At 67.4% G+C, this 10,552-nt stretch carries 9 protein-coding genes; 3 read left to right on the forward strand and 6 right to left on the reverse strand.

The window, feature by feature from the left end:
• The first annotated feature begins 13 nt into the window (after window positions 1-13).
• Window positions 14-808, forward strand: coding sequence for a hypothetical protein (locus QPK31_RS14925; RefSeq protein ID WP_290423716.1), 795 nt, complete (start codon window positions 14-16; stop codon window positions 806-808).
• 116 nt (window positions 809-924) lie between these two features.
• Here the strand turns inward: QPK31_RS14925 and QPK31_RS14930 are convergent, their stop codons facing one another.
• Window positions 925-1,461, reverse strand: a complete 537-nt coding sequence (locus QPK31_RS14930; RefSeq protein ID WP_290423717.1) for a helix-turn-helix domain-containing protein — start codon at window positions 1,459-1,461, stop codon at window positions 925-927.
• Between the two features lie 45 nt (window positions 1,462-1,506).
• Here QPK31_RS14930 and QPK31_RS26245 point away from each other — a divergent pair, with 45 nt between their 5' ends.
• Window positions 1,507-1,749, forward strand: a complete 243-nt coding sequence (locus tag QPK31_RS26245) for an MAPEG family protein (protein ID WP_374045811.1) — start codon at window positions 1,507-1,509, stop codon at window positions 1,747-1,749.
• A 7-nt stretch (window positions 1,750-1,756) separates the two neighbouring features.
• On the opposite strand, the gene QPK31_RS14940 is transcribed toward QPK31_RS26245, so the two are convergent.
• The 4 genes from QPK31_RS14940 to QPK31_RS14955 form a co-directional block, all read right to left on the reverse strand.
• A complete protein-coding gene (locus QPK31_RS14940) occupies window positions 1,757-2,551 on the reverse strand; it encodes an SMP-30/gluconolactonase/LRE family protein (RefSeq protein ID WP_290423719.1) in 795 nt (264 codons plus the stop codon).
• A gap of 6 nt (window positions 2,552-2,557) precedes the next feature.
• On the reverse strand, window positions 2,558-3,607 hold the full coding sequence (locus QPK31_RS14945) for an aldose epimerase family protein (protein ID WP_290423720.1): 1,050 nt from the start codon (window positions 3,605-3,607) through the stop codon (window positions 2,558-2,560).
• Between the two features lie 587 nt (window positions 3,608-4,194).
• Window positions 4,195-5,892 carry a methyl-accepting chemotaxis protein gene (locus QPK31_RS14950; RefSeq protein ID WP_290423721.1) on the reverse strand — a complete coding sequence of 566 codons (1,698 nt, stop codon included), beginning with the start codon at window positions 5,890-5,892 and terminating at the stop codon, window positions 4,195-4,197.
• A 37-nt stretch (window positions 5,893-5,929) separates the two neighbouring features.
• Window positions 5,930-6,406 (reverse strand): chemotaxis protein CheW, encoded by a 477-nt coding sequence (locus QPK31_RS14955; protein ID WP_290423722.1) that lies wholly within the window; start codon window positions 6,404-6,406, stop codon window positions 5,930-5,932.
• A gap of 313 nt (window positions 6,407-6,719) precedes the next feature.
• Between QPK31_RS14955 and QPK31_RS14960 the strand changes: the two genes are divergently transcribed.
• Window positions 6,720-8,582 (forward strand): PAS domain S-box protein, encoded by a 1,863-nt coding sequence (locus QPK31_RS14960; protein ID WP_290423723.1) that lies wholly within the window; start codon window positions 6,720-6,722, stop codon window positions 8,580-8,582.
• A 192-nt stretch (window positions 8,583-8,774) separates the two neighbouring features.
• Here QPK31_RS14960 and QPK31_RS14965 read toward each other — a convergent pair whose 3' ends face one another.
• Window positions 8,775-10,397, reverse strand: a complete 1,623-nt coding sequence (locus tag QPK31_RS14965) for a M28 family peptidase (RefSeq protein WP_290423724.1) — start codon at window positions 10,395-10,397, stop codon at window positions 8,775-8,777.
• Window positions 10,398-10,552: the final 155 nt, after the last annotated feature.

A 10,552-nucleotide genomic window follows, 5' to 3' on the forward strand; every position in this document is an offset into this window, starting at 1 on the left:
AACTGAGGCGCCCATGGCGGAACTGCTGCTGCCGCGCTACCTGGATGAGATCGCGCGTCTCGATCTCGCCGCGATCAACACGTCGGCGCAGATTCCGCCGGAATTCCTGCTGGCGCGCGAAGGGCGCTACAGCGTGCACTACATCCCGTTCGAACACGTGAATACGCGGGCGCGGCTGGTCATCGTCGGCATCGCGCCGGGCTTCGTGCAGTGGAAGAATGCGATGCGCGAGGCGCAGCGGCAGCTGGCGGCTGGCGCGTCGACCGATGACCTGCTGCGCGCAGCCCGTTTGACCGGCGCCTTCAGTGGTGCGATCCGGCCGAATTTCGTGGCGCTGCTCGATGCGATCGGGGTGCAGCGCTGGCTTGGCATCGAAAGCTGCGCGACGCTGTTCGATGTGGATGCGGACCTGGTGCACATCGGCGCCATCCTGAGGCATCCGGTGTTCGACGGCGAGAAGAACTACAGCGGCTCGCCCGGCATGGCGAAGGTGGCTTTCCTGCGCGAGCAGGTGCTGCGTTATTTTGCCGAGGAAGCGGCGGCCTTGCCGGATGCCTTGTACATTCCGATGGGGGCGAGCGTCGCTGAGGGCTTGGCGTGGCTGGCGGGCGAAGGCGTGATCCGGCGCGAGCGCATTTTGCATGGCTTGCCGCATCCGTCGGGGGCGAATGCGGAGCGGGTGGCCTACTTCCTGGGGCGCAAGGAGCGTGCGGCCTTGTCGGGGAAGACGAATGCGGATCAGCTAGATGGGGCGCGTGCACGTTTGCTGGAGCAGATGGCAGGGTTGCTTTCCAAAGCAGGTGGCTGATCGAGGTTTACGCGTGGGCACGGGGCGCCCACCCTACGGTCATCGAAGCTGTAGGCTTATGCGTACGTAGGGTGGGCGCCCTGTGCCCACGCGTTTAAGCATGCAAACCTGCGCCCTCACCTCACCAACGCAAACCGCTGCCGATACTCCCGCGGCGTCAACGCCGCCCACCGCTTGAACACCTTGCTGAACGTCGCCGCATCCTCGTACCCGCAGCGCACCGTGATCTCTTCCAGCGACAACCCGGTCGTCTCCAGCAGCGCCTTGGCGCGCTCCACCCGCAGCTGTTGCGCGTACTGCACCGGACTCACACCGAGCGCCTCCTGGAAGCGCCGCAGCAGCGTGCGCTGGCTCAGGGCGCAATGCGTGGCCAGCTCCGCCATCGTCCACGGCTGGTCCAGCCGCGCATTCAGCCAGCGCCGCGCGCGTTCGATCGTCGGGTGCGCGCCCTGGGCCGCGATGGCGTCCGACACATACGGCGCCTGGCTCGCGCGGTGCGCATCCATCACCAGGATCCTGGCGGTCAGCTGGCGCAGCTCCTCGCCGCCGAAATGCCCGACCAGCCACAGCGCCAAATCCAGCGTCGAGCCGAAGCCGCCCGACGACACCAAGGCCCCATCCTGCACCACCAGCGCATCGGCATCGAGCCGCACGTCGGGGAACTTGTGGCGGAACCAGCTCGACAGCCACCAGCTGGCGTGTGGCGCAACGATGTCGAGAACCTGCCGCTGTTCCTGGTGCTGGCATTGAGCTGGATGCTGTCGGGTGCGGGGGCTGTCGAGGCCTGGCTGCTGTTCGGCCTGTACGTGGGCCTGCGCTGGCTGCATACCGGCGCCTATCTGGCGGGATTGCAGCCCTGGCGCGCCATCCTGTACCTGGGCAGCCTGGCCATCTGCTGGACGATTGCCGTGCGCCTGGCCTGGCGCGTGATGGCTGCTTGAAGCGCCGTCAGCGCGATGGCAGGCGGCCGAGGAAACGCTGCTCGGCCAGGCCATGCACGCCGGGCGCCAGTTCGGCGATGCCGTCCGCGCCCGGCAGGTAGAGCGTACCAAAATCCGCGCCGCCGAATACCGGCCATCCCGCGCAGGCCATCTCCAGTCGTACCGAAGGCCGGCTGCTGCCGTCCGCAGCGATGCGGTGCAGCCCCATGGCGCCCTGGCGTGCGGTCCACAGGCCGCCTTCGGCATCAACCGCTGATCCATCCCCGGCGCCTTTATCGGCAAACCGCCGCGGCCGCGTGATCTCGCCCGAACAGGGGTGGTAGTCGCAGCAACCGATCGCCTCTTGCGCAGCGTCCGCGTAATACAGGGTGCGTCCGTTCGGACTGAAGCCGATGCTGCCGGCGACGCCGGCGTCTCCCAGCGGCAGCCGTTCGAGCGACAGGTCGTGGTTCAGGCGCCAGAAGGCGCCGCGCATACCCTTCCCGATGCCGGCGCTGCCGAACACGAAGCGCCCCTGGCGGTCGCAGCGTCCATCGCTCGGCATCGTGGAAGACGGCACCTCGCAGACCGGTGCGGGCAGGCCAGTATGCAGGTCGAGGAAGGCCAGCCGCGATGCGAGCGCCAGCAGCAGGCGCTCGCGGCTTGCGGTAAGCGCAAAGCAGCACAACGGTTCGGACATGCGCCAGGATTGGCGCTGGCCCGTCGCCGGCGTCCAGGCCCACAGCTGCATGCCTCCGCCATCGGTCCAGAACAGGCGCCCCGTGCGCTCACACCAGATGGCATACCCGCCAGGCGCCCGCATGGCGCGTTACGCCTCCACCGAGAAGCGGAAGCGCGACTCCGTCTCGTACACCTCGCCCGGCCGCAGGATCGTGTTCGGAAAGGCCGGCTGGTTCGGCGAATCCGGGAAGTGCTGGGGTTCGAGGGCGAAGCCGCTGCGGTGGCCGTAGGTCTGGCCCTTGCCGCGCAGGGAGCCGTCGAGGAAGTTCCCGCTGTAGAACTGCACGCCCGGTTCCTGGGTGATCAGTTCCAGCACGCGGCCCGATTGTGGGTCGACCACGCGCGCGGCCACGCGCATCGCGTTTTCCAGCGGCTTGTTCAGCGCGAAGCAGTGGTCGTAGCCGCCGCCGTGGCGCAGCTGTTCGTCATCCTCGGCGATGCGTTCGCCGATGGGCCGCGCTTCTCGGAAATCGAAGGGCGTGCCGTCGACCGGCGCCAGCGCGCCGAAGGGAATCAGGTCGGCGTCGATGGCGATGAAGGCGTCGGCGTCGATGGCGATGCGGTGGCCGAGGATGGAGCCGCCGCCGGCCAGGTTGAAGTAGCTGTGCTGGGTCAGGTTGACCGGGGTGGCGCGGTCGGTCACGGCGTGGAAGTGCACGGCGAGCTCGTTGTCCTCGTCGAGGCTGTAGCGCACGGTGGCGTCCAGGTTGCCGGGGTAGCCCTGCTCGCCATCCGGGCTGCGGTAGGTGAGCACCAGTTCCTGCCCCTCGATGCGGGCCTGCCACTTGACGCGGTCGAAGCCGGGGACGCCGCCGTGCAGGTGGTTCTTGCCGTTGTTGACCGGGAGCGAGTAGGTTTCACCGTCGAGGGTGAAGCGGCCGCCGGCGATGCGGTTGCCGTAGCGGCCGATCAGGGCGCCGAAATACGGGCTGTCGCCGAGATAGGGCGCCAGGGTGTCGAAGCCGAGGGCGACGTCGGCGAACACGCCGTCGCGGTCGGGGACGTGGATTTCGGTGATGACGCCGCCGAGGTCGAGGATTTTGACCGTCATGCCGGCGCCGTTGGTCAGGGTGAAGACGCTGACTTCGTCGCCGTTGGGGAGGGTGCCGAAGGAGGCTTGCTGGATGGGGGCGTGCACGGGGATCGGATCCTGTGGTGATGGTGGATCGATCCTAGCATGGAGCTGGCGGGGGATTGCGCAGCTTTGCCGGTGGGAATGTAGGAGCGATATGGCGTAGGGTGGGTTCTCGAACCCACCACTGCACAGCCGGCATGACTCCGGCTCCCGCCACTGCCCGGTTTTCGTAGCGTGCGCCGCCCCAGGCGCCAGGTACAGCCTGGTGGGTTCGAGAACCCACCCTACCGTTTTGATCCCTTCCCAGGAATCAGAACTCTTGCCAGTGCAGTGGTGGGTTCGAGACCCCACCCTACCGTTTTGATCCCTTCCCTGGAATCAGAACTCTTGCCTGTGCTGTGGTGGGTTCGAGAACCCACCCTACCGGTTTGATCCCTTCCCAGGAATCAGAACTCGTGCCAGTGCAGTGGTGGGTTCGAGAACCCACCCGACCGTTTTGATCCCTTCCCAGGAATCAGAACTCTTGCCAGTGCAGTGGTGGGTTCGAGAACCCACCCTACCGTTTTGATCCCTTCCCAGGAATCAGAACTCTTCCCAGTGCAGTGGTGGGTTCGAGAACCCACCCTACCGTTCTGATTCCTTGCCAGGAATCAGAACTCTTCCCACTCGCCGTCGGCGCTGGCCTTGGCGGACTGCTTGGCCGCGGTCTTGCGCGCTGCGGGTGCTGCAGGACGGGCGGCGGGCTTGGCCAGGGCCGGCCGTGCCGGCGCAGCGCGAACGACCGGCTGCACGGACGCCTGGACCGGCGCCGCCGCCGAACCGTCGATGCGGAACACGCTCACCGCTTCCGCCAGCTTCACGGTCTGCTCCTGCATCGAGGCCGAGGCGGCGGCGGCCTGTTCGACCAGCGCGGCGTTCTGCTGGGTCACCTGGTCCATCTGGGCCACGGCTTCGTTGATCTGCTCGATGCCGGCCGTTTGCTCGCTGCTGGCGGCGGTGATTTCGCTCATGATGTCGGTCACGCGGCGCACGCTGTCGACGATCTCGCTCATGGTGGCGCCGGCGTCGTTCACCAGCTTGCTGCCCGCTGCCACGGCGTCGGTCGAGTCGCCGATCAGGCCCTTGATCTCCTTGGCGGCGGCGGCCGAGCGCTGGGCCAGGTTGCGCACTTCGGTGGCGACCACGGCAAAGCCCCTGCCCTGCTCGCCCGCACGCGCCGCTTCGACGGCGGCGTTCAGCGCCAGGATGTTGGTCTGGAAGGCGATGCCGTCGATGACGCCGATGATGTCGGCGATCTTGCCGGCCGAGCTGTTGATGCGTTCCATGGTGCCGACCACTTCGCCGATCACCTGGCCGCCGCGCTCGGCCACGTGCGACGCCGCCTCGGCCAGGGTGTTGGCCTGGCGCGCGTTGTCGGCGTTCTGCTTGACGGTCGAGGTCAGTTCTTCCATCGACGACGCGGTTTCTTCCAGCGAGCTGGCCTGCTGCTCGGTGCGGCTCGACAGGTCGAGGTTGCCGGCCGCGACCTCGCCCGAGGCGGTGCCGATGGTCTCGCTGCTCGTGCGCACGGTGGTGACGGTGCGCACCAGGTTTTCGTTCATGGTCTTCAGGGCCAGCAGCAGCATGCCGGTTTCGTCGCGCGAGGTGACCTCGATGCGGCTGGTCAGGTCGCCGGCGGCGACCGTGTTCGCCACTTCCAGCGCACGCGCCAGCGGACGGGTGATCGAACGCGTGTTCCACCAGGCGACCAGCGCGGCCAGGCCCAGGGACACCAGCGCCAGCGCGATCATCAGGGTGCGGGTCGAGGATTCGGTGGCACGCGCCTCGGCGGCACGGTCGCTGGCCAGCCGCTGCTGCAGCACCAGCTCGTCGTTGACGGCGGCCTTCAGGTCGCGCAGCGCCGGGCGCAGCACCTCCTTCAGGTAGGCGCGCGCACCGGCGTCGTCACCCGCGTTGATGCGCTTGATCAGCTCTTCCTGGCCCTGCACGTACTTGTCGTTCGCGGCCAGCATGCGCTCGAGCGCCGCCACCGTATCCGGCTTGGTCAGGTTCTTGCGCAGCAGCTCGAGTTTTTCCTGGCCGGCCTTGCGCGAGGAAGCGATTTCCTCGAGCTGCTTCTGGCGGTCGGCCGGATCGGCGTCGAGCATCATGTTGCGCAGGGCGACGGCGACGTCGTTGATTTCCGCCAGCACGGCATTGGTGGCGTTGGTGTTCGGGATGCTGCGCTCGGCCAGTTCGGCCGTGCCGGCGCTGACGCGCGACACCATGGTGATGCCGAAGGTCTGGCTGCCCAGCAGCAGGACGCCGACGATGCCGAAGCCGATGGCCAGGCGCTTTGCGATATTCATGTTCGAGAGGTTCATGGAAGTCGGGATAAAGGTTGAATCAGGCCGCGTCGGCCATCGTGGTCACCAGGCCCATGTCGGGCGAGGCCATCAGGCGCTCGATGTCGAGCAGGATCAGCATGCGTTCGCCGACCGTGCCCAGGCCCAGCAGATGGTCGGCGTCGATGCCGCCGCCGATGCTCGGGGCCGGGCGCACCTGCTCGGGCGCGAGCGTGACCACGTCGGACACGCTATCGACCACCATGCCGATCACCTGGCGGCCGATGTTCAGGATGATCACGACGGTAAAGGCGTCGTACTCGGCCTGGCCCAGCGCGAACCTGATGCGCATGTCGACGATCGGCACGATCTGGCCGCGCAGGTTGATCACGCCTTTCAGGAAGGCAGGCGCATTCGCGATGCGCGTCACGGCGTCGTAGCCGCGGATTTCCTGCACCTTCAGGATGCTGATGCCGTACTCTTCCTTACCCAGGCGGAAGGACAGCACTTCCAGTTCGTTGTTGTTTGCTTCGCTCACGCTTACTCCGGTATTCATCGATCACTGCGATGGCATAAATTGCCGCATGGAAAGCAGATTACGGCCTGCCGGCTAGGAACTCGATGGAGAACTGTTAAGTTCGTGAAAAAAAGTGTGAATTCGGCGTGCGTTATTGCCGAAATGCGACAGCCGTGAACGAAGCGGCAATGCCGGAACGGCAGCGTCCGTTTGTATTTACGTGAGACAACTGCCGAGCGAAGCGGCGGCGCCGATCTGCTACAGTAAGGGTGCGAATGTATCAACAATGTGCCAACATGGTGCCCGGTCCCGCCGGACGCCGGACCAGGAACCCATGCCCGCAGCCGCTTATCCGACCAACGAAGCCGAACGCCAGGAACTGCTGGATTCGCTCCGCCTGCTCGACACCGAAGCCGAGGAGGTATTCGACCGCATCACCCGCCTGGTGGCGCGCCTGCTGAAGGTACCGACCGCCCTGTTCTCGCTGGTCGACGCCGACCGCCAATGGTTCAAGTCGCGCGTCGGCCTTGACGCCCTTGAAACGCCACGCGAGCAGGCGTTCTGCGCCCACGCCATCCTGCAGGACCAGCCGCTGGTGGTGGCCGACGCCGCCACCGACGCGCGCTTCGCCGACAACCCGCTGGTGACCGGTGCGCCGAACATCCGCTTCTATGCCGGCGTGCCGATCCGCTCCTCGGGCGGCCTGCCGATCGGCACCCTGTGCGCCATCGACGACCATGCGCGCGTGCTCACCGCCGACGAGCTGTGCATCATGATCGACCTGGCCGACATCGTGCAGAAGGAAGTGCAATACCGCGAGCGCCTGGCCGTGGCCGGACGCCACCTGGAGCAGTCCGAGGCCGTGCTCGACGCCAGCGAGGCGCGTTTCCGCACCATCTTCGACCTGGCCAGTATCGGCATCGCCCTGCTCTCGCCGCATGGCGGCTGGCTGAGCGTCAACCGCGCCTTGTGCGACATCGTCGGCTATACCGAGGAAGAGTTGATGCGCAAGACCTTCCAGGACATCACCCACCCCGACGACCTCGACCTCGACCTCCGCCAGCTGGAACAGCTGCGCGCGGGGACGATCGGCCAGTACCAGCTCGAGAAGCGCTACATCCGCAAGGACGGCAGCACGGTCTGGATCAACCTGAATGTCAGCCCGAAGCGCAAGGCCGGCGGCGAGATCGAATACCTGATCTCGGTGGTGAAGGACATCCAGGCCCAGAAGGAAGCCCAGGCCGCGCTCGACACCCTGCATGCCGACCTGGAAAGGCGGGTGGCCAGCCGCACGGATGAACTGCGCGAGCGCGAAGCGGAACTGCGCAGCGTGATCGAGAACGCCAACGACGCCTACATCGGCCTGGACGAGAACGGCGCGGTCACGGTCTGGAACCGCGCCGCCGAAGACACCTTCGGCTACGGCCCGCTGGAAGCAGCCGGGCGCCAGCTGGAAAGCCTGATCGTGCCGCCGGCACTGCTGCGCGAGCACCGCGGCAGCCTGCTGCGCTACCTGACGGGCAGCGCGGCATCCACGCTCGGCAAACGCGTGGAGCTGCCGGCGATGCGCAAGGACGGCACGCTCCTGACGGTGGAAGTGCGCATCAACGAACTTGAGGTGCGCGGGACGAGGATGTACAGCGCCTTCCTGCACGACATCTCCGAACGCAAGCAGGCCGAGGCCCGGCGCGAATTCGAATCGCGCCATGACATGCTGACGGGCCTGCTGAACCGGCGCGCCCTGATGGAGACGCTGCCGATCGCGCAGTCGCGCGTCAACCGCGGCGGCCAGAGCCTGGGCCTGCTGTTCATCGACCTCGACGGCTTCAAGGCCGTCAACGACACCCACGGCCACGAGGCCGGCGACCGTCTGCTCACCGAGATCGCCACCCGCCTGCGCGGCGTGGTGCGCAAGACCGACAGCGTGTTCCGCCTCGCCGGCGACGAGTTCACCGTGCTGCTGGAAGGCCTGCACGACGCCCGCAGCGCCCACGTGGCGGCGGCCAAGATCATCGAGGCCGTCAGCCGTCCGGTCGCGGTCGACGGCGGCGAGGCCAGTGTCGGCGCCAGCATCGGCCTCGCCCTGTTCGCGCCGAACGGCGAGGCGACGCCCGAGGGGCTGATCAAGGAAGCCGACGAGCGCATGTACCAGGCCAAGCGCGCCGGCAAGGGGCGCATCTGCCCGCCGGCACCGTGATTGCGACGATCCGCCCTGCCACCTCACGCTGCCGACCAGGTGCGTAGGGTGGTCGGCTCCACCCGTGCATGCGCACAGCCATGGCGTGTGCGCCGCCCACGCGTTCAGCCAGTGCCCGCAGTGACGCACCCCGTACCGAAGCAAGGCGCAGTGCAGCTGAACGCGTGGACGGCGGAGCCGTCCACGCCAAGTTCATCGTTTCACGCTGCCGAACGGGTCGCCCTTCTTCCAGGTCGGCATGCCCGGCGCGTTGGCCACCGCATAGCCCAGGTTCAGGGTGAACTGGGCCTGCTGCAGCATGCCCGACAAGTCCCACTCCGGACGGTACTCGTCGCTCACCTGGTGGTAGTCCTGCTTGAAGCCGACCATCTGCGCGCTGGCATGCGCCTGGTCGTGCTCGAAGGTGAAGTGGCCGTCGCCCGAGAACACCGCCGAGCCGACGTTAAAGGCCGGCACGCCGGCCTTGGCGAAGTTGAAGTGGTCGGCGCGGAAGTAGGCGCCCGACATGTCGGGAATCGTCGGCGCCAGGCTCAGGCCCATCTTCTTCGCCACCACGGCGGCCGTGTCGTACAGGCTGCTGCGCTCGGCGCCGGGCACGCCGATGTCGCGCGTGCGTCCGACGAAGTTCAGGCTGTCGAGGTTCAGGTCGGCGGCGGTCTTCGCCAGCGGCACGACCGGATTGGCCACATACGCGGCGCTGCCCAGCAGGCCCTGCTCCTCGGCCGCCGGCCACAGGAAGACCTGGGTGCGGCGCGCCGGCTTGCGCACGGCTTCGGCCGCCATCGCCAATAAGGCGGCGGTGCCGGTGGCGTTGTCGATGGCGCCGTTGAACACGTGGTCGCCTTCGCTGCCCAGCTTCTCGTCGATGCCGAAGTGGTCCCAGTGGGCCGAGTACACCACCGCCTGGTCTTTCAACTTTGGATCGCTGCCCGGCACGACGCCGACCACGTTGAACTGCTCGACCTGGCGCACGGCCGACTTCATCCGCACCTTCACGGAAGTCTTCAGGTCGACCGGTTTGAAGTCGCGCCGCTCGGCCTGGGCGCGCAGGGTGTCGAGGTCGAAGCCGGCGGCGGCGAACAGCCCGCGCGCCGTGTCTTCCTGCAGCCAGCCTTCGACCGGGTTGCCCGGGCTGGCCAGGCGGAAGCGCTCGTGCGAGAAGCTGTTGGCCGGCACGCTCCAGGCGTAGGACGCCGACGGCGTGGTGTGGATCAGCAGCGCACCGGCCGCGCCGCGCCGTACCGCTTCCTCGAATTTGTACAGCCAGCGGCCGTACCAGGTGTAGGCCTTGCCGGCGAAGCGGTTCGGTTCCTCGGCGGTCGGCTGCGGATCGTTGACCATCATGACCAGGATCTTGCCCTTCACGTCCTGGCCCTTGTAGTCGTCCCATTTTTCTTCCGGCGCCGACACGCCGTAGCCAACGAAGACCAGCGGCGCGTCGAACGCCAGGTCCGCCTTTCCGCTGGCCGTGCCGAACACGATCTCCTGGCCAAGCTTGGGCGCGATGCGCTTGCCGCCGGCCTCGAAGCTGACCTCGCCCGACACCAGGCGCGTGCCGACGATCGGCACCGGCTGGCGGTAGCCGCCGCCCGGCATCGGCTGCAGGCCGATCGCCGCCGCCTGGGTTTCCAGGTAGCGCACCGCCAGGTCGCCGCCGCGCTGGCCGGTGCCACGGCCTTCCAGCAGGTCGTCGGCCAGGAAGGAGAGGTGGGCGCGCAGGGCCGGCTCTTTCAGCAGCGGGGCTTCCTGGGCAAAGGCCGGGCAGGACAGGACGAAGGCGGCGCAGGCCGTCAATACGGGAGGACGAAGACGCATCGTGGGGATTCCATGGGTGACGAGAATCGCAACATGTTACCGCAGGTGGAGATGCATGCATATCGACCGTCGCGCGCGCTACCAGGTGGGTTCGAGAACCCACCCTACGACCGATGTAGATTGTTCATGCGCCCTACCCGGTGGGGGGGGGGGGC

Origin of the sequence: Massilia sp. YIM B02769, assembly GCF_030411995.1 — a bacterium.
Taxonomy (GTDB): Bacteria; Pseudomonadota; Gammaproteobacteria; order Burkholderiales; family Burkholderiaceae_D; genus Telluria.

Coding starts and splice junctions, on each gene's coding strand:
- QPK31_RS14925 (WP_290423716.1), top strand. CDS start 14: ATGGCGGAACTGCTGCTGCCGCGCTACCTGGATGAGATCGCGCGTCTC.
- QPK31_RS14940 (WP_290423719.1), bottom strand. CDS start 2,551: ATGCGGGCGCCTGGCGGGTATGCCATCTGGTGTGAGCGCACGGGGCGC.
- QPK31_RS14950 (WP_290423721.1), bottom strand. CDS start 5,892: ATGAATATCGCAAAGCGCCTGGCCATCGGCTTCGGCATCGTCGGCGTC.
- QPK31_RS14960 (WP_290423723.1), top strand. CDS start 6,720: ATGCCCGCAGCCGCTTATCCGACCAACGAAGCCGAACGCCAGGAACTG.
- QPK31_RS14965 (WP_290423724.1), bottom strand. CDS start 10,397: ATGCGTCTTCGTCCTCCCGTATTGACGGCCTGCGCCGCCTTCGTCCTG.